This window comes from Actinoplanes nipponensis, from assembly GCF_016862275.1.
Lineage (GTDB): Bacteria > Actinomycetota > Actinomycetes > Mycobacteriales > Micromonosporaceae > Actinoplanes > Actinoplanes nipponensis.
Window position 1 is genome coordinate 285,871 of the sequence record NZ_BOMQ01000063.1, and the last position, 17,024, is coordinate 302,894.

The window sequence follows — 17,024 nt, forward strand, 5'->3', positions numbered from 1 at the left end:
GTGAATAGCGCAGGTCAAGTCCTGCGCAGCGCGACCACCGCGATGTCGTCGGCCTGCTCGCCGGGGCCGGCCAGCCGGACCAGCAGCCGCTGGCAGAAGGCGTCCAGGCTGGGCTCCACCTCGGCCGCGCAGGCCGCCAGCGCGGCCAGGCCCACGTCGATGTCCGCGTCCCGGCGTTCGATCAGGCCGTCGGTGTAGAGCACCAGCGTGCCGCCCGGCGGCAGCACGAACTCCAGGTCGGCCGGCCGGGGCGCGGTGATGCCCAGCAGCGGCCCGCGCGGGGCCAGGAACCGCGGCTGCCCGTCCACCTGCAGCAGCGGCGGCAGATGACCGGCGCTGGCCAGCCGTACGCGGCCCGTGTCCGGTTCCAGCGTCAGCAGGCACAGCGTCGCCGACTCGGCCGGCAGCACCGTGCGCATGAAGCGGTTGACCAGCTCCAGCACGGCGCCCGGCGGGTGGCCCTCGACCGCGTACGCGCGGACGGCGTGCCGCACCTCGGCCATCACCGTCGCGGCGTGCAGCGAGTGCCCGGCCACGTCGCCGATCGCCACCAGCAGCCGGCCGTCCAGCATGGTGAGCTCGTAGAAGTCGCCGCCCACCTCGGTCTGCGCGCCGGCCGGCTCGTAGCGGACCGCCAGCTCCAGCCCGGGCACGTCGGGCAGCCGGGACTGCAGCAGGCTGCGCTGCAACGTGACGGCGATGCGGTGCTCCTCGTCGTACGAGCGCTGCGCCTCCACCGCGGCCGCCACCGCCTGCGCGAGCTGGCGCAGCACCGGAAAGCCCGGGCTCTGCGTGCCGGCCGGGACGGCCACGTAGACCGGCGTGCGGTCGGCCCGCAGCCGGGCCGACGCCACCGCGACCGTGTCGCCCTCCGGCCAGGGCCCGGCGGCGCTCCACCCGGCCGGATCATCGGTTCGCAGGGTCGACCCGACCGCGATCTCGTGATGATCCATCGACCAGGGCCGCACCACCGACGCGGCGCCGTGGGCGACCGCGGCCAGGCCGTCGCCCTCGGAGGTCTCGGCGACGACCACGATCGGGCCGCCGAAGATCTCGTACGCCCCGTCGGCCGCCGCCTGCAGCAGGCCGGGCAGGGTGGAGGCCGAGTTGATGGCCAGCGTGGTCTCGGCCAGCCGGATCATCCGGGCGGCCAGCGTCTCGGCGCGCTGCCGGGCCCGGTAGTACCGCAGGACTGCCTGGGCGGTGGCGATCAGCTCGTCCGGCTCGATCGGCTCGACCAGGTACGCGTCCGCGCCCCGGTTCAGGCCCTGGGTCCGGTCGACCACGTCCACCGCGTGCGCCGACACGTGGATGACCGGCAGGACGCCGTACGCAGGGTCGGTCTTGATCCGCTCGCAGACCTCGAAGCCGTTCATGTCGGGCAGCTTGACGTCCAGCACCACCAGGTCCACGTCGGCCTCGGTGAGCCGGCGCAGGGCCTCCCCGCCGGTCTCGGCCTCGAGCACCGAGAAGCCTGCCCGGGACAGCCAGCTCACCAGCAGATACCGCTTGGTCGCGCTGTCGTCGACGACCAGCACGGTGGCCGGCGTCATGGCGACACCGGCAACGAGACCGTGAACGTGCTGCCCTGGCCCGGCTCGGAGGTGACCCGCAGCGCGCCGCCGAGGATGCCGACCAGCCGGCGCGCGTACGGCAGCCCCAGCCCGGTGCCCTTGCCGCTCAGCGCCTGACTGCCGGGCACCTGGTAGAACTCCTCGAAGATGCGCTCCTGCAGCTCCGGCGGGATGCCCGTGCCGGTGTCGGCGACGGTGAACTCGACGGCGTCGCCCACCTGGGCCGCGGCCAGCCGGATCGAGCCCACGGCGGTGAACTTGATCGCGTTGGTGAGCAGGTTGCGCAGGACCTGGGCGAGCAGCACCTCGTCGGAGCGCAGCCGGGCCACCGCCGGCTCCTCCACCACGAAGTCGACCTCGGGCCGGATGGCGAGCGGGCGCAGGGTGCCGCGCAACTGGCCGAAGACGGCCTTGAGGTCGACGTCGCTCCAGCTCGGCTCCAGCCGGCCGGCCTCCGCCTTGGCCAGGTCCAGCAGGTCGTTGACCAGCGACAGCAGGTCGGCGGCGGAGCCCCGGATGAGCTCGACCTGGCGGGCCTGCTCGGTGGTGAGCGGGTCCGACGCGTCGTCGCTGAGCAGCCGGCCCAGCCCGATGATCGCGGTCACCGGGGCACGCAGCTCGTGGCTGACGTTGGCCAGGAACCGGCTCTTGGCCTCGCTGGCCGCGCGCAGCTGCACGGACTTCTCGTCCAGCTCGTTGTAGAGCGCGACGACGCCGCGGTTGGTCTCCTCCAGCTCGTCGGAGAGCTGGTGGTAGAGCGCCATGACGCCGCGGTTGGTCTCCTCCAGCTCGGCGTTGAGCCGGGCCAGGTCGTCGCGCTGGGCGCGTACCTCGTCCAGGGTGGCGATGAGCTGCTGGTTCTGCACCGCCAGCTCGTCGAACGGGGTTCCCGGCACGTGGCCGGCGAGTTCGGTACGGATGTCGTCCATACGGTCGGGACTCAGGACCGGCGCGTTCGGTGGGAGTCGACGAGACATCCACACGACCGTTCCGATCTCCCCATCCCTTACCTCCATCGAGTCCACCAGGCGTCCGACCTGTGCCAGCTGGGCGGCGAGCCGGTCCGCGTCCCCGTGCGCGGCGTGCTCCAGCCTCACCGTCAGTGCAGGTACCCCGTCCGGCGCCGCCGCGAACACCACCTCGGTGTCGCGTCCCGCCGCGACCAGCAGTCGACCGACCTCGCTGAGCGCGGTGGCCAGCCTGATCTGGTCCTGGGCCTCCAGGCCGACCAGCCGGCCGACCTCGCGGCCGAGCTGCCGGACCGCGAAGACGTCCTGCTCCACCCGGAGCCGGGTGCGCACCAGCGGGTCGGCGCCGGTCATGGCAACCGCGCCACGGCAACGCCGGCGTCGTCGCGCCGGGTGCCGGCGTCACGCAGCACGGTCGCCGCGATGACCTGCGGGGAGTGCGACAACAGGCCGGGATAGTCGGCGACCTTCCAGCGGTCGACGATGCCGTCGGAGTGCATCAGCACGACCCCGTGGGCGGGCAGCGGGTAGTCGTACTCGCGGATCTGCCGGCGTTGGTGCCCGGCGATGCCGGGCAGCGAGACCATGCCGCGCCGGCTGCCGTCGGGGTGCAGGACCGTGCCGGCGATGTTGCCCAGGCCGGCGTAGCGGACCAGGCCCGCGTCGGGATCCAGCTCGGCGACGGCGACCGCGGCGCCGCGGGTGTGGCCCATCTTGCGGTGCAGCGCCTCCACGACCGCGGCCGGCGGCGCAGCGGGCGTGCTCTCGAAGACCCGCAGCGCCTCCTGCATGGCCGCGTGGGCGAGCCGGCCGTGCCCGAGGCCGTCGCAGACCAGCACCTGCCGGCGACCCTCGGCCTCGCGGACCGCGAAGCCGTCGCCGCTGACCGGCTCGCCGGTCAGCGGGCGGGTGATCCCGGCGGCCCAGCTCGGCGGCGGGGGCGGGCCGGCCCAGATCTGGACGGCCATGACCGTGCCCCGCCCGGGCACGGAGTGCAGGTCCGACCAGCTGGACTGGCGCACGATGGCGCCGAGCCCGATGCCCAGGGTGCCCGCCGTGGAGTGCCCGTCGCCGATGGACCGGGTGATGTCGGTCATGCCGGGGCCCCGGTCCAGCGCGAGGATCTCCACGCCGGCCCGTCCCGGTACGCGCGCCGCGCGCAGCAGCAGGGTGCCCTCGTCAGCGTGCTTGACGAGGTTGCTCGCGGTCTCGGTGGCGACGATGGAGAGGTCGGCGATGCGGGCGGGCGGCATGCCCAGCTCGGTGGCCAGGCGCTCGGCGGCCCGGCGGACGGCGGCGGCCGTACCGGCGGCTTCCACCCGGAACCAGACCCCCGCGTCGAGGAGTCCCTCGGGTAGTGACGCCACCGCGCCTCCGCTCATCGGCACCACTTGATCACGCTGATCGTCGTACCCTGGCCGACCACGGTGTCGATGTCGAATTCGTCGACCAGCCGGCGTGCCCCGCTCAGGCCCAGGCCCAGGCCCCCGCCGGTGGTGTAGCCGTCGGTCAGCGCCAGGTCGAGGTCGGCGATGCCCGGCCCCTGATCGGTGAAGACGATCCGGATGCCGCTGCGGCGACCGTTGTCGACCCGGCCCGCGTCCACGGTGCCACCGCCACCGTAGACCAGCGTGTTGCGGGCCAGCTCGCTGGCCGCCGTCACCAGCTTGGTCTGGTCGACCAGGGACAGTTTGACCGACACGGCCAGGGTACGCACGAGCTGCCGTACCCGGACGACATCCTGGTCGGAGCGGATGGCGAGGCGCTCCATCGCGGCGATGTCGTCCCCGGTGGTCACGATGCGGTTACGACGGCCTCGTCGGCGTCGTCCTCGTCGTCGTCGGGCAACGTGAACTGCCGGTCCCGGGCGAGCAGCGCCATGCCGAGCTCCACGGTCAGCGCGGTGCGGATCCCGGGCAGGGACAGGCCGAGCTCGACAAGGGTGATGGCCACCGCGGGCCGCATGCCCACGACGACGGTCTCGGCGTCCAACACGCGCGAGATCGAGGCGATGGTGGCCAGGGTCCGGCCCACGAACGAGTCGACGATGTCCAGCGCGCTGATGTCGATGATGACCCCGTGGCAGCCGGTGCCCACGATCCGGTCGGCCAGGTCCTCCTGGAGCTGGAGGGCGACCTGGTCCTCCATGTCGATCTGGATCGACACCAGCAGGATGTCGCCGATCTTCAGGACCGGCACGCGTTCCACGGGTCAGCTCTCCCGGCGTCCGGCGCCGCGCCGACCGGCGGTGGCGTCGGTCTGGCGCAGGACGTGGCGCAGCGCGTCGGCCAGGCTGGCCTTGGTGGCGATGTCGCCGAACTCGATGCCGAGCGCCACGATCGTCTGCGCGATCTGCGGCCGGATGCCGGAGATGATGCAGTCGGCGCCCATCAGCCGCGCGGCCACCACGGTCTTGAGGATGTGCTGGGCCACCTGGGTGTCGACGGCCGGGACGCCGGTGATGTCGATGATCGCGTACGGCGAGCCGGTGTCCACCAGCGTCTGCAGCAGGCGCTCCATCACCACCTGGGCGCGGGCCGAGTCCAGCGTGCCGACCAGCGGCACGGCCACGACGCCCTCCCACAGCTTGACCACCGGGGTGGAGAGCTCCAGCAGCTGCTCGGCCTGGTCGGAGATGAGCTCCTCGCGGGCCCGGACGTAGCTGTCGAAGGTGAACAGCCCGGCCCGGTCGATGAAGGAGGAGAACGAGACGTAGTCACGCAGCGTAGCCGCGTCCGTGGCGCTGTCCTGGTCCAGGACCGTCAGCACCGCCTCCTTGAGGGCGAAGATGCTGACCGCCGTCTCGGTCGCGCTGAAGCCCTGCCGGGCCCGGGTGCTGGACACCTCGCTGAGCAGCGCGCGCAGTTCACCGGCGGCCTCGGCCTCGAGGTCGGCGGCGCCGCCGGACAGGGCCGACTGGAAGCCCTTCTGCAGTTCCGCGATCTGCCGGTGGAGCTCGGCATGGCTGAGCCGCCCGCGCAGGAGGCCGGCCACGGCATCGGTCCAGGCGCTGGTCAGTGCCTCGCCGTTGCTCTCCAGCAGTCCGGCGAAGCGTCCTGCCTCATCGGTGCTCAGCGCCACCGCCGCCTCCCTGATAGTCATCATTCCTAAGAGCGGCTCCGCGGGTCGCGGGCATCCGTCACCGAGGGACGGCCGGACTTTACCACCGCGTTCGTCGTTACTTGCTGTAGGCCAATTAAAATCTCGGCGCCAACCGGCTCCCCGTTCTGCGCGCTCCCCCCGCCGTGGAGTAGCGTTCGGGCCATATCTGGAGGTCCTGAATGTCCTTGACGGTACAAACGGAACAGCGCGGCGAAATGGTCGTCGTGTCGGTCGCCGGCGAACTCGACATGGCCACCGCGCCGCAGCTCCAGGATCAGATCAGCGACCTGCTGGAGAAGGGTCGCACCCGGCTGGTCTTCGACCTGGCCGAGGTCTCCTTCTGCGACTCCACCGGGCTGTCGGTCTTCGTCCGGGCGAAGAACAGCACGGACGACGCCGGCGGCGTCGTGCGGCTGGCCGCCCCGCAGCGGGGCGTGCTGCGCATCCTCGAGGTCAGCGGGCTGGTCGAGGTGCTGCACACCTACCCGACCGTCGACGAGGCCGTCACGGCCGAGGAGCCCGCGCTCGACTGATCCGATCGGCGTAGTTTGTCACTGACCGGTCATGGGAAACTGCTGCCCGGCGATCCCCCAGGCTCACGTGCAGGAGTGACTCTTGTCCATGCTCAAAGGCTTCAAAGACTTCATCATGCGCGGCAACGTCGTCGACCTCGCGGTCGGCATCGTCATCGGCGCCGCCTTCACCGCGGTCGTCACCGCGTTCACCAACGCCTTCCTCAAGCCGCTCATCCAGCTGCTGGGCGGCGGGTCCGGCGCGACGGCTGGCACCTGGGACGTCAACGGTGTGAAGTTCGACTACGCCAGCTTCGTCAACGCGCTCATCACCTTCCTGCTGACCGCGGCGGTGCTCTACTTCCTGGTCGTCTACCCGCTCAACCGGCTGGCCGAGCGGCGCAAGCGCGGCGAGGAGCCGCCGCCGGAGGCCCCCAGCGAAGAGGTCAAGCTGCTCACCGAGATCCGCGACGCGCTGGTGCGCCAGCAGGTCGCCCCGGGCGCGGTCAACGACATCCTGGGCCGGCACCAGCAGGACCCGCCGCGCTGATCCGGCGAAAAGATCAACCCACCCGGCACTGTTCGAACACATGTTCGATACAGTGCCGGGATGGAACAACGTAAGCACTGGTGGAACGGCAGATGGGGCCGCGTCGCCCGCAAGGATGTCTACCTGCGGACGAGCGGCGACCAGTGGTACGTCGAGCAGCGCGCCGGCGGCTCGGACGGGGTTTCGCACTTCTTCGAGTACGACAGCGAGGACGCCGCGCTGGACATGGTCCGCGCCCTGCTCGTCGGCCCCGACGAGTGGCGCGAGCTGTCGGTCCGGCCGCCCCGCTAGGCCGCCCGGCGCCGCTCCTCCCGCTCGCCCGTCGCGGAGGCGGCCGCCGTGAGCGGGCCCCGCGGCACCAGGCGCAGCTTCGGCAGGACGGGCGCGGGCGCCTCCTCGTCCTCGACGAGGTGCCAGCCGCTCCCGCCGGCCACCCGGTCGCCGGGTGGGCGCACGGAGTCCCCGGCGACCCGGGACAGCGCGACCACGATCAGGTAGCCGAGGATCACGAAACCGTGGCTGACCAGCCGCGCCGTGTCGACCCGGGCCGCCGACAGGTCGTTGACCGACAGCAGCAACAGCATCCCCACGAAGGCCGTCAGCATCGGCACCAGCCCGGTGGGCCGGCTGCGGCGCAGCGCGATGAAGAGGAAACCGGCGCCCACGGCGACGTTCCAGGCCGCCGACTCGTGCCACAGGTGCCCGGGCGTCGCGTCCAGCCCGGCGTGCACGTGCGCGCCGCCGGCGCCGCCGCCGACCTGCGCCAGCCCGAGAATGAGCTGCACCGCGCCGACCGCGGCGAGGGCCACGAAGAGCGGCCCGGCCCCGAGCCGCCGCCGGCTGCGCGCCGGGACGGGCGGCAGCGCGGCGAGGATGGCCGCGCTGAGGTCGGGCACCTCCGGCACCGGGCCGGTACGGGTCAGCCGGTTGACCGTGGCCGCGCGCTCCAGCCACTCCCGGCAGCCGGCGCAGCCGGCCAGATGCTGCTCGACCCGGGGCCGATCGGCCGGGTCGTCCTCGCCGTCCAGCTGCGCGGACACCAACTCGCGCCACCGCTCACACGCCATGTCCCCATAGTCGCCCGGCGGGCGCCGCTGGTTCCCGCGACTTCAGCGCGGGTCGGGACGCTGCACGCTGGGGCCGCCGAGCTGGTTGCCGGAGTTGCCCAGCAGCCGCCGGCGCTCCCGGAAGGCCCGCAGGTTGGCCGTGTTGCCGCAGGTGCTGACGTCGTGCCAGACGCCGCTGTTGTTGCGCGAGGTGTCGAAGAACGCCGCCCGGCAGTCGATGTTGTGGCAGAGCTTGAGCCGCGGCCACAGACCGGCCTGCTGGGCCAGCAGGGCCTCGGCCCACAGCGCGGAGGCGAGCCACCGGATGCCGCGGCCGCTGGGCACCATCCGGACCCAGCCGTCGGCGTCGGGCACCAGGCTGACCGGGACGTCGGCCGGCGGCAGCGCGCCGTCCGGCTCGGTGTTCCGCCCGCCGGCCAGGATGACGCCCTCGAAGGTGGTCCGCAGCCGGCGCAGGGAGCGCATGTCGGTGGAGGAGAGCAGGATCACGGGCGCGGGCAGGCCGGCCCCCCGGGACCAGGTGGCGAGCGCCTCGGTGAGCCACCGCTGCGCGTCGTCGGGGGTGCCCAGCAGATCCGGCGCGTACGACATGGTCCCGCGGGTGTTCACCAGATCCTGCAGAAGGGCGAGGCCGGCGGGCGCCTCGCGGACGCCGTGCCGCGCACTCGCCATCCATGACATAGGCGAAGGGTACTTGATTCTTTTTCACACGAGCATCCACCGGTCGCCTGACCGCCGCGAGCCCGGTACTGGCGCTCAACGGTTCCGCGGCGGCTCAGCAACGGCTGCTCCGGAGTAGCTCTCACGTGTGACCATGACGGGGGACCGAGGGAGGCATGGTGCGCAGAGCTCTGACGTACGCGGCGGTGGCGGCGGCCACCGTGGCGCTGGCCACCGGGTGCGATTCCGGCGGTTCCGATCAGGCTGCGGCGCCTGGTCCCGTACCCTCGTCGGCCGCGGCGTCTTCCCCCGGGCCCGCCGCCTCCGCGACGCCGACGCCGCCGGCCGCACCCGGGCCCAAGTCCAAGCCCAAGCCCAAGCGGCTCAAGGCCGGCGCCAAGGGCCCCGAGGTGGTGGCCCTGCAGGAGCGCCTCACCGAGCTCGGCTACTGGAACGGCAAGGCCGACGGCACCTTCGGCGGGCGGACCACGCAGGCGGTCTACGCGCTGCAGAAGGCGGCCGGCCTCGGCCGCGACGGCGTCGTCGGCCCGAAGACCGAGAAGGCCCTGGCCCGGGGGGTACGCCCGGAGGCGCGCAGCACGAGCGGCCGGGTCGTCGAGATCAGCCTCAAGCGCCAGCTGCTGATGCTGGTCGACGGCGGCCGGGTCAGCCAGGTCTTCAACACCTCGACCGGCTCGATGGAACGCTACGAGCAGAAGGGGCGGACCTACCTGGCCGACACGCCCAGCGGCAAGTTCCGGGTGTCCCGGCAGATCGACGGCTGGCGGCACGCGCCGCTCGGCCTGCTCTGGCGGCCGAAGTACTTCAACGGCGGCATCGCGGTGCACGGCGCGACCAGCGTGCCGCCGTACCCCGCCTCGCACGGGTGCGCCCGGCTTTCCATCGCGGCGATGAACCACCTGTGGACCAGCGGCGAGCTCCCGATCGGCACCCGGGTCTGGGTCTACTGAGCCGTCAGCCGTCGATCCGGGTGATGTTGCGGATCTTGTTGCTGGCGTCCAGGGCCGCCACCTTGTACGCCTCCGACAGGGTCGGATAGTTGAACACCGCGTCGACCAGGTAGTCCACAGTGCCGCCGCAGCCCATCACGGCCTGCCCGATGTGCACGATGTCGGTGGCCGCCGTGCCGAAGACGTGCACGCCGAGCAGGTGGCCGTCGTCCGGGGAGACGAGCAGCTTGAGCATCCCGTACGAGTCGCCGACGATCTGCCCCCGGGCCAGCTCGCGGTAGCGGGCGATGCCCACCTCGAACGGGGTGGCGCTGTCGGTCAGCTCGTCCTCGGTCTTCCCGACGAAGCTGATCTCCGGGATCGTGTAGATGCCGATCGGCTGGAGCTCGTGCATCTCGCGGATCGGCTCGCCGCACGCGTGCTGCGCCGCGAGCCGCCCCTGCTCCATCGACGTCGAGGCGAGCGCCGGGAAGCCGATCACGTCGCCGACCGCGTAGATGTTGTCGACCTCGGTGCGGTAGTTGGCGTCGACCGAGATCCGCCCGCGCTTGTCCGCGGTCAGCCCGGCGGCCGGGAGCGCCAGGTCGTCGGTCTGGCCCTGCCGGCCGGCCGAGTACATCACCGTGTCGGCCGCGATCTTCTTGCCGCTCTTGAGGACGCACAGCGCGGCGGTCTGGTGGCGCTCGACGGCGGCGACCTCCTCGCCGAACCGGAACGTCACCGACAGGTCGCGCAGGTGGTACTTCAGCGACTCGACGATCTCCTCGTCGCAGAAGTCGAGCATCTTGTCGCGGCGCTCGACGACGGTGACCTTGGTGCCGAGGGCGGCGAACATGGAGGCGTACTCCATGCCGATCACCCCGGCGCCGACCACGACCATGCTGCGCGGCACGGCCTCCAGGTTGATCACGCCGTCCGAGTCGACGATGGTCCGGTCGTCGAAGTCGACGCTGTCCGGCCGGGCCGGCCGGGTCCCGGCGGCAATGATGATCTTGTCGGAGGTGACCTTGGTGTCGTGCCCGGAGCCGCCGTCGATCCAGATGGAGTGCGCGTCGGCGAACCGGCCGGTGCCGGTGAGCATCGCGATGTGGTTGCGGGCCAGCTGATTGCGGATGACATCGGTCTGCCGGCCGATCACGTGCTGGGTGCGCGCCGCCAGGTCGCTGACGGTGATCTGCTCCTTGACCCGGTAGCTGCTGCCGTACAGGTCGCGCTGGCTCAGGCCGGTCAGGTAGAGCACGGCCTCCCGCAGCGTCTTGGACGGCACGGTGCCGGTGTTGATGCACACCCCGCCGACCATGTCCCGGCGGTCGACGACGGCGACCCGCCGGCCCAGCTTGGCGGCGGCGATGGCGGCCTTCTGCCCGCTGGGCCCGGAGCCCAGCACCAACAGGTCGTAGTCATACACGAGCCTCAGCGTGACAGCATCGCCCGGACCGCGCCCGCGCTATTGCGCGTTTTCGCACATATCCTTGATCGGGAAGTCCAGCTCGGCCGCGTGGCCGGGCGGCCAGGACGAGCCGTAGAGCTCGGCGCACATGACGACGGTCATCCACGGCACCCAGGGGCCGCGCAGCATGATCGGCTGGGCGCCCTGGAAGTAGAGGCTCACCGACCAGTCGAGCGGGTTGGGCTGGACCAGGATCAGCGAGCGGAAGTCGTACGTGACCTCGCCGAGCACCAGCCGCTGACTGGTGATGGTCGCGGCCTGCCGCTCGCCCGGGCGCCAGCCCCCGCGGGTCTCGGTGCTCCGGCCGGTGAAGAACAGGCCGCCGCTGGCGAAGATGCTGCTCGCATAGTCCACGGTGGTGGAGAAGTACGCCGAGACGTCGACGAGGAAGGCGCCGTACTGCTTCTCGCCGGGCTGCAGCTCGATGGTCGGCGTCACCGCGGCCGGGTGACCACCCCGCTGCACGAGCCGGGCCAGCATCGACATGGCACGCCAGCCGGCGTCCGTCTGCCCCGCGGTGTACGCCCGGGCGGGCGCGGTGGCTGGGTTCGAGTTCACACCGCTGAGCCTGGCACGCCGGAATGGGCGATCACCAGCGACTTCGCTCTGCCGAGAGCTGAATTGTCAGCAACTCGTGCGCGAACTGCCCGGATGTCCGGTGTGCGAGCACCGGTGCGGCCGGCCGAGAATGGACCCATGCGTCGCGTCGCGGTGGGTCATCTGTCCTGTCTGGTCTCCGCGGCGGACGGTCCGCCGCTGGTGCTGCTGCACGGCCTGGCCGGCAGCGCCCGGGAGATGACGATGTCCCTGCCCGGGCACCGGATCATCGCCCCGGACCAGCGCGGCCACGGCCACAGCGTGCGCCGGCCGGACGACCTCTCCCGCGAGGCGTACGTGGCGGACGTGGTTCGCGTCGTGCGGGAGCTGGCCGGCGGCGGCCCGGTGGCGCTGGCGGGCCAGTCGATGGGCGCCCACACCGCGATGCTGACCGCCGCCCGGCACCCCGAGCTGGTCAGCCGGCTGGTCATGCTGGAGGGCGGGGTCGGCGGCAGCACGGACGACTACCCCGCCCGGCTGGAGAAGTGGTTCGCCTCCTGGCCGGTGCCGTTCCCCTCCCGGCAAGCGGCGGTCGAGTTCCTCGACGACACCTCGCTGGCCCGGGCCTGGGCGGCGGACCTCGAACAGCGGCCGGACGGCTACTGGCCACGCTTCGACCCCGACATCATGGCGGCCGCGATCCGCCCGGTCGCGGCGACCGCGCAATGGGCCGACTGGCGCCGGGTACGGGCGCCCACGCTGCTGGTCCGCGGCGCGGAGAGCCGCGTGCCGGACGACGAGATCGCCCGCATGGGCGAACTGCGGCCCGACGCCGAAGTGGTGACGATCCCCGACTCGGGTCACGACGCCCACCTGGATCAGCCGGCCGCCTGGCGGCACCGCCTGGGTGAATTCCTGAACCGGTGATCCCGACGTGCATCCACCGCCCCGGGCCGGGGCGAACACCAGGAGGCGGCACCCGCCGCCGACCGGTACGGATGACGAAAGGCGCGTTGATGAACATCGTTCGACTGGCCACCCGCATCGCCGCAGGGGCCACGGCCACCGTTCTCGCCACCGTTGCGCTCGGTGCGCCCGCGCAGGCTCACGGCAAGACCAAACCGCTCGGCACGAAGTCGCTGGCCGCCGTTCTGACCGCCGACAAGAGCGGCTTCGACCGCAACGCGCGGGACTTCGACGTGCTGACGGCGGCCGTGCTGGCCGTGCTGGACGCCAAGCCCGGCAGCCCGGTCAAGGTGCTCACCGACGGCTCGGTCGCGCTGACCGCGTTCGTGCCGAACGACGGCGCGTTCCGTCAGCTGGCCAAGGAGGTCAGCAAGTCCCGGACGCTGCCGTCGGAGAAGGCGGCGTTCACCACCGTCGCCGGCCTGGGCATCGACACGGTCGAGGCGGTGCTGCTCTACCACGTCGTGCCGGGCGCCACCGTCGACCGCAAGGCGGCGCTCAAGTCGGACGGTGCGAAGCTCACCACCGCGGCGGGCGCGACGATCACCGTGGACGTGTACCGGACCTGGTGGCACGGCAAGCGGATCCAGCTCATCGACGCCGACCGCAACGACCGCAACCCGCGGATCGTCGCCTTCGACATCAACAAGGGCAACAAGCAGATCGCGCACGGCATCGACCGCGTGCTGCGCCCGGTCGACCTGCCCTAACTACGGGCGGCGCGGCGCAGGAACTCTGCGTTCGTACCCGTGCTCTTGAGGTGGTCGAGCAGCTGCCGCAGGCTCTGCTTGCGGTCCTCGCCACCGAGCGCCCGGCGGAGCTGGTGCATCAGGGCCAGCTCCGCCGGCGCCACCAGGGTCTCGTCGTGCCGGGTGCCCGAGCCGGTGACGTCGATCGCCGGGAACAGCCGGGCCTCGGCCAGCGACCGGTCGAGCTTGAGCTCGGCGTTGCCGGTGCTCTTGAACTCCTCGAAGATGACGGTGTCCATCGCCGAACCGGTGTCGACCAGCGCGGTGGCGATGATGGTCAGCGACCCGCCGTTCTCGATGTTGCGCGCGGCGCCGAGGAACCGCTTCGGCGGGTACAGCGCCGTGGAGTCGAGGCCGCCGGACATGGTCCGGCCCCGGCCGGGCGCGGCCAGATTGTACGAGCGGCCGAGCCGGGTGATCGAGTCCAGCAGCACCACCACGTCCCGGCCCGTCTCCACCAGCCGCTTCGCCCGCTCGATGGCCAGCTCGGCCAGGGCGGTGTGCTCGGTCGGGGGCCGGTCGAAGGTGGCCGCCACGACCTCGCCGCGCACCGAGCGCTGCATGTCGGTGACCTCTTCGGGCCGCTCGTCGACGAGCACGACCATCAGGTGCGCCTCGGGGTTGTTCCGGGTGATCGCGTTGGCGATGGCCTGCAGCACCATCGTCTTGCCGGCCTTCGGCGGCGACACGATCAACGCCCGCTGCCCCTTGCCGATGGGCATCACCAGGTCGATGACGCGGGTGGTGAGGACGTGCGGCTCGGTCTCGAGCCGCAGCCGCTCCTGCGGGTACAGCGGGGTCAGCTTGTAGAAATCGGGCCGGCGGACGGCCCGCTGGGGGTCCCCGCCGTTGACGGTGACGACGTCGAGGGTGGCCGGCTTGCGGCCGCTCGGGACGTGCGCGATGCCGGTGACCTGGTCACCGCGGCGCAGGCCGTGGCTGCGCACCTGCGCCGAGGACACCGCGATGTCGTCGGGGCCGGGCAGATAGCCGTCGGCGCGCAGCCAGGCCTTGTCGTCGACGATGTCGAGCAGGCCGTCGACCGCGACGTCGGCGCCGGGGGCGCCGGGGCCGGTGTCGGCCGGGCGGTTGCGGGGCCCGGTGCCGGCGGGCCGGCGGCGGGCACTGGTGGTGCGGCGTTCGCCGGAGCGAACGTCGGTGTCGGTCATGAGGTGCTCCTGATCTTCAGGTACGCGGATACGCGTGGGCGAAGGCTGCGGAAAATCGACGACAGCCCGAGCGCCGGAAGAAAACGGTGAGCCGGTATCTGTAACTCGGCTGATTTGGGATCCCAGGGGCGACAGCGCCGCCTACGTCCGGGTCCCGACTGCGCTAAAGGTAGCGCGCCGGGGCCGGCGCCACAAGGACCGGCCCCTCAGCGGCGGGTTCCGTCGCTCACACCCAGCCGCGGTGGGCGGCGTGGACGCCGGCCTGGAAGCGGCTGGTGGCGTCGAGCCGCTTCGTCAGCGAGGTCATCTTGCGCTGGACGCTGCGCAGCGAGATCGCCAGCCTGCGGGCCGCGGCCTCGTCGGTGTGCCCGTCAGCCAGCAGCCGCATCAACTCGCGTTCCTGCGGTTGCAGACCGTGCGCGTCGCGTACGGCCGGCGCGTCGAACGGCGTCGCGGTGCACCAGACCTGCTCGAAGAGGGCGACGAGCCCGGCGAGCACCCCGGGGCTGCGCAGCTCGAGCGCGCCGCGGCGGGAGTGTTCGGGATCGAGCGGCACGAGCGCCGTCGCATGGTCGACGATGACCATGCGCATCGGCAACGTGGGCGTGGTGCGGGACTGCCCGCCCAGGCACGCCATCCGGTGGGCGTGCGCGCGGGTGGCCGGATCGTTGCGGAAGCTCTCCTGGTAGACGTTGCGGAGGCGGACGCCCCGGCGCAGCGCCAGCTCGCTGAGCGAGGCCTCGGCGGCCATGGTCTCCGGGGTCCGCGCGCGGCCGGTGGTGAAGGACAGGCACTCGGTGCGGGCCGTCGCGGCGAGCTCGGCCAGGCGTTCCCGTACGGTCTCCGTCCCCTCCAGGAGCCGGCCCTCGCCGGCCTGGTGGTCGTCGTGCGCGGCGGCGATCGCGGCGATGGCGGCCCTGGTGGCGTCCACCTGCCGCTGCCGTACGGCGACGTCGGCCTCGACCTTGGCCAGCAGCGCCGTGAGCCCGGCCTGGGGGCGCACCACCCGGGCCCGGCCGGCGCCGGGGTCCATCCGGACCAGCGCCAGGTCGGCCAGCACGTCGAGCGCCTCGCGGATCCGCTCCGGCGGCACGGCCAGATGTGCGGCCAGACCCGCGACGTTCAGGTCCGGGCGGTCCAGCATCGTGCGGTAGATCGCCTCGTGGTGCACGGACAGCCCAAGTAGATCGAACATCCCATTCTCCCCGATCCGGCGCCCTTCGATCATTCTGCCCCGTCGCGGCCGCCGGCGTGGACCCGCCGCCCGTGGCGTCATCCCGCCCGGCGGGCTTGCGCCAGGTCGGAACCGGTGACAACGGGTCCGCGGGAGCGAGAAGCTCGGTCACGTGGCCACAGTTCTGTTTCTCACCCTGGTCGTCATCGTCGCGGCGCGCGCCGGCCGGGCCGCGGTGACGCTTCCCGGTACGGCGTGATGGTGGCGACCCACGTGCGCATCGCGCCGCTGGATGCGGCGCAGGCCCTCGAACCGACCGTGGTGCGCGATCTGGTCTACGCGGGCGCCGCCGCGGCGGACGGGATCGAACACGTACGCGTCCGAGCTAGACCGTCCTGTCTGGACATCCTGGCCTTCGTCGACAGCAATGACCCCCAGGTGGCGGCCGACGTCCTGCGCCGCCTCACGGCAGAAGTCATCGGCCGCACCGAACTGCTGCGCCTCTGGCGCGTCATCTGATCACCCCTTCGGCTCAGCCGCTCTTCCGAGAAGAGCGGCTGACCGACCACGCCCGCAATCAGTCCACCGACCACGACAGGAGAAACCATGAGAAAGCTCAGGCTGCGCCGCGTGCTGATCGCCGCGGCGGCCACCGCCGGCATGACCCTCGGCGCGACACTGGCGCCGGTGGCCGCCCTGGCGGCGCCCACGGGCGCCGGCATCGTGGCCATCGCCCAACGCGAACTCAACGACACCTACCGTAATCACGAGGTCGGCACGAACTGCAGCTACTACGGCGGCGAGATGTTCGGCTGGCCGGCCTGCGGCGGAAGGCCCGGCTGGGGCGGCGGCACCTCCTCGTACGCCTGGTGCGCCGCGTTCGCCAAGTACGTGTGGCGGGAGGGAGGGGTGACCAGCGCCATGTCGCAGATCGACGGGTTCGCGCGATCGTTCCGGACCTACGGCCAGAACAACGGCACCTGGCACTCGCGCAGCGGCGGTTACGGGCCGAAGCCGGGCGACGCGGTCGTCTTCGACTGGAACCACGACGGCGTCATCCAGCACGTCGGCATCGTCAAGTCCCTGTCCGACGGCAACCTCTACACGATCGAGGGCAACACCAGCGACCGGGTGGCCAAGCACCGGTACTCGAACTTCACCGCCAACTCCAGCATCGTCGGCTTCACGACGCCGGTCGGCATCACCACGCCCCAGCCGGAGCCCGAGCCGGAACCGGAGCCCTGGATCGAGGACGTGACAGGTGACGGCTTCCACGACATGGTCGGGGTGAAGGCGGACGGCTCGATGCTGCTCTACGCGAACAACATCGTCCGCGACGACGGCACGCCGTACAGCGCGGCCCGCACCGTCGGCTCCGGCTGGCAGAACTTCACGAAGATCATTCCGGCGGACGCCACCGGTGACGGCTTCCGGGACCTGTTGGGCGTGAAGGCGGACGGCACGATGTGGTTGTACTCGAACAACTTCATCCGGGACGGCGGGGACCCGTACACCGACGTGCGCCAGATCGGCTCGGGCTGGCAGAACTTCACCAGGATCATCCCGACCGACGCC

General features: G+C 72.1%; 19 protein-coding genes and 1 pseudogene. 8 read left to right on the plus strand and 12 right to left on the minus strand.

The window, feature by feature from the left end:
* Positions 1-14: 14 nt before the first annotated feature.
* The 6 genes from Ani05nite_RS27830 to Ani05nite_RS27855 are packed head-to-tail and all read right to left on the minus strand — an operon-like array spanning position 15 to position 5,623.
* The gene (locus Ani05nite_RS27830) at positions 15-1,553 is read right to left on the minus strand and encodes a fused response regulator/phosphatase (RefSeq protein ID WP_203773127.1); all 1,539 of its coding nucleotides are present in this window, start codon (positions 1,551-1,553) and stop codon (positions 15-17) included.
* Entirely contained in the window at positions 1,550-2,896 is a 1,347-nt protein-coding gene (locus Ani05nite_RS27835; RefSeq protein WP_203773129.1) for a sensor histidine kinase, read from the minus strand. Before Ani05nite_RS27835 ends, Ani05nite_RS27830 begins: the two co-directional genes overlap by 4 nt.
* The gene (locus Ani05nite_RS27840; RefSeq protein WP_203773131.1) at positions 2,893-3,924 is read right to left on the minus strand and encodes a SpoIIE family protein phosphatase; all 1,032 of its coding nucleotides are present in this window, start codon (positions 3,922-3,924) and stop codon (positions 2,893-2,895) included. The genes Ani05nite_RS27835 and Ani05nite_RS27840 overlap by 4 nt, the downstream gene beginning before the upstream one ends.
* On the minus strand, positions 3,921-4,313 hold the full coding sequence (locus Ani05nite_RS27845; RefSeq protein ID WP_203773209.1) for an ATP-binding protein: 393 nt from the start codon (positions 4,311-4,313) through the stop codon (positions 3,921-3,923). Before Ani05nite_RS27845 ends, Ani05nite_RS27840 begins: the two co-directional genes overlap by 4 nt.
* Positions 4,314-4,336: 23 nt before the next feature.
* Positions 4,337-4,750, minus strand: a complete 414-nt coding sequence (locus Ani05nite_RS27850) for an STAS domain-containing protein (RefSeq protein ID WP_203773133.1) — start codon at positions 4,748-4,750, stop codon at positions 4,337-4,339.
* A gap of 3 nt (positions 4,751-4,753) precedes the next feature.
* A complete protein-coding gene (locus Ani05nite_RS27855) occupies positions 4,754-5,623 on the minus strand; it encodes an STAS domain-containing protein (RefSeq protein WP_203773211.1) in 870 nt (289 codons plus the stop codon).
* 200 nt (positions 5,624-5,823) lie between these two features.
* Between Ani05nite_RS27855 and Ani05nite_RS27860 the strand changes: the two genes are divergently transcribed.
* From Ani05nite_RS27860 to Ani05nite_RS27870, 3 genes are all read left to right on the plus strand, one after another.
* Complete coding sequence (locus Ani05nite_RS27860) at positions 5,824-6,177, plus strand: STAS domain-containing protein (RefSeq protein WP_203773135.1); 354 nt, start codon at positions 5,824-5,826, stop codon at positions 6,175-6,177.
* An 88-nt stretch (positions 6,178-6,265) separates the two neighbouring features.
* Complete coding sequence (gene mscL, locus Ani05nite_RS27865) at positions 6,266-6,706, plus strand: large conductance mechanosensitive channel protein MscL (protein ID WP_203773213.1); 441 nt, start codon at positions 6,266-6,268, stop codon at positions 6,704-6,706.
* 60 nt (positions 6,707-6,766) lie between these two features.
* A complete protein-coding gene (locus tag Ani05nite_RS27870; protein ID WP_203773137.1) occupies positions 6,767-6,997 on the plus strand; it encodes a hypothetical protein in 231 nt (76 codons plus the stop codon).
* On the opposite strand, the gene Ani05nite_RS27875 is transcribed toward Ani05nite_RS27870, so the two are convergent.
* Together Ani05nite_RS27875 and Ani05nite_RS27880 are read right to left on the minus strand one after the other, a co-directional pair.
* A complete protein-coding gene (locus Ani05nite_RS27875; protein ID WP_203773139.1) occupies positions 6,994-7,773 on the minus strand; it encodes a zf-HC2 domain-containing protein in 780 nt (259 codons plus the stop codon). The genes Ani05nite_RS27870 and Ani05nite_RS27875 overlap by 4 nt on opposite strands.
* A 42-nt stretch (positions 7,774-7,815) precedes the next feature.
* The gene (locus Ani05nite_RS27880) at positions 7,816-8,454 is read right to left on the minus strand and encodes a CGNR zinc finger domain-containing protein (protein ID WP_239130681.1); all 639 of its coding nucleotides are present in this window, start codon (positions 8,452-8,454) and stop codon (positions 7,816-7,818) included.
* A gap of 155 nt (positions 8,455-8,609) precedes the next feature.
* Between Ani05nite_RS27880 and Ani05nite_RS27885 the strand changes: the two genes are divergently transcribed.
* Positions 8,610-9,404: a L,D-transpeptidase family protein gene (locus Ani05nite_RS27885; RefSeq protein WP_203773141.1), complete on the plus strand. Its 795-nt coding sequence runs from the start codon at positions 8,610-8,612 to the stop codon at positions 9,402-9,404.
* Between the two features lie 4 nt (positions 9,405-9,408).
* On the opposite strand, the gene sthA is transcribed toward Ani05nite_RS27885, so the two are convergent.
* Positions 9,409-10,812, minus strand: a complete 1,404-nt coding sequence (sthA, locus tag Ani05nite_RS27890) for a Si-specific NAD(P)(+) transhydrogenase (protein WP_203773143.1) — start codon at positions 10,810-10,812, stop codon at positions 9,409-9,411.
* A 39-nt stretch (positions 10,813-10,851) separates the two neighbouring features.
* Entirely contained in the window at positions 10,852-11,412 is a 561-nt protein-coding gene (locus Ani05nite_RS27895) for a hypothetical protein (protein WP_203773145.1), read from the minus strand.
* 138 nt (positions 11,413-11,550) lie between these two features.
* On the opposite strand from Ani05nite_RS27895, the gene Ani05nite_RS27900 reads away from it, so the two are divergent.
* The gene (locus Ani05nite_RS27900; RefSeq protein ID WP_203773147.1) at positions 11,551-12,318 is read left to right on the plus strand and encodes an alpha/beta fold hydrolase; all 768 of its coding nucleotides are present in this window, start codon (positions 11,551-11,553) and stop codon (positions 12,316-12,318) included.
* An 89-nt stretch (positions 12,319-12,407) separates the two neighbouring features.
* A complete protein-coding gene (locus Ani05nite_RS27905; RefSeq protein WP_203773149.1) occupies positions 12,408-13,067 on the plus strand; it encodes a fasciclin domain-containing protein in 660 nt (219 codons plus the stop codon).
* Here the strand turns inward: Ani05nite_RS27905 and rho are convergent.
* Together rho and Ani05nite_RS27915 are read right to left on the minus strand one after the other, a co-directional pair.
* Positions 13,064-14,269: pseudogene (gene rho, locus Ani05nite_RS27910) on the minus strand (transcription termination factor Rho); the annotation flags it as partial. The gene Ani05nite_RS27905 and the pseudogene rho overlap by 4 nt on opposite strands.
* Positions 14,270-14,501: 232 nt before the next feature.
* Positions 14,502-15,470, minus strand: a complete 969-nt coding sequence (locus Ani05nite_RS27915; protein WP_203773153.1) for a helix-turn-helix domain-containing protein — start codon at positions 15,468-15,470, stop codon at positions 14,502-14,504.
* A gap of 252 nt (positions 15,471-15,722) precedes the next feature.
* Between Ani05nite_RS27915 and Ani05nite_RS27920 the strand changes: the two genes are divergently transcribed.
* On the plus strand, positions 15,723-15,968 hold the full coding sequence (locus Ani05nite_RS27920) for an RNA-binding protein (RefSeq protein WP_203773155.1): 246 nt from the start codon (positions 15,723-15,725) through the stop codon (positions 15,966-15,968).
* Positions 15,969-16,055: 87 nt separating this feature from the next.
* Positions 16,056-17,024: CHAP domain-containing protein (locus tag Ani05nite_RS27925; RefSeq protein WP_203773157.1), on the plus strand; the 969-nt coding region annotated here is incomplete at its 3' end.

What these genes read in the sequence shown, in the direction of transcription:
- Ani05nite_RS27830 (WP_203773127.1), bottom strand. Translation starts at nt 1,553, where the DNA reads ATGACGCCGGCCACCGTGCTGGTCGTCGACGACAGCGCGACCAAGCGG.
- Ani05nite_RS27835 (WP_203773129.1), bottom strand. Translation starts at nt 2,896, where the DNA reads ATGACCGGCGCCGACCCGCTGGTGCGCACCCGGCTCCGGGTGGAGCAG.
- Ani05nite_RS27840 (WP_203773131.1), bottom strand. Translation starts at nt 3,924, where the DNA reads ATGAGCGGAGGCGCGGTGGCGTCACTACCCGAGGGACTCCTCGACGCG.
- Ani05nite_RS27845 (WP_203773209.1), bottom strand. Translation starts at nt 4,313, where the DNA reads ATGGAGCGCCTCGCCATCCGCTCCGACCAGGATGTCGTCCGGGTACGG.
- Ani05nite_RS27860 (WP_203773135.1), top strand. Translation starts at nt 5,824, where the DNA reads ATGTCCTTGACGGTACAAACGGAACAGCGCGGCGAAATGGTCGTCGTG.
- mscL (WP_203773213.1), top strand. Translation starts at nt 6,266, where the DNA reads ATGCTCAAAGGCTTCAAAGACTTCATCATGCGCGGCAACGTCGTCGAC.
- Ani05nite_RS27870 (WP_203773137.1), top strand. Translation starts at nt 6,767, where the DNA reads ATGGAACAACGTAAGCACTGGTGGAACGGCAGATGGGGCCGCGTCGCC.
- Ani05nite_RS27875 (WP_203773139.1), bottom strand. Translation starts at nt 7,773, where the DNA reads ATGGCGTGTGAGCGGTGGCGCGAGTTGGTGTCCGCGCAGCTGGACGGC.
- Ani05nite_RS27880 (WP_239130681.1), bottom strand. Translation starts at nt 8,454, where the DNA reads ATGTCATGGATGGCGAGTGCGCGGCACGGCGTCCGCGAGGCGCCCGCC.
- Ani05nite_RS27885 (WP_203773141.1), top strand. Translation starts at nt 8,610, where the DNA reads ATGGTGCGCAGAGCTCTGACGTACGCGGCGGTGGCGGCGGCCACCGTG.
- Ani05nite_RS27900 (WP_203773147.1), top strand. Translation starts at nt 11,551, where the DNA reads ATGCGTCGCGTCGCGGTGGGTCATCTGTCCTGTCTGGTCTCCGCGGCG.
- Ani05nite_RS27905 (WP_203773149.1), top strand. Translation starts at nt 12,408, where the DNA reads ATGAACATCGTTCGACTGGCCACCCGCATCGCCGCAGGGGCCACGGCC.
- Ani05nite_RS27915 (WP_203773153.1), bottom strand. Translation starts at nt 15,470, where the DNA reads ATGTTCGATCTACTTGGGCTGTCCGTGCACCACGAGGCGATCTACCGC.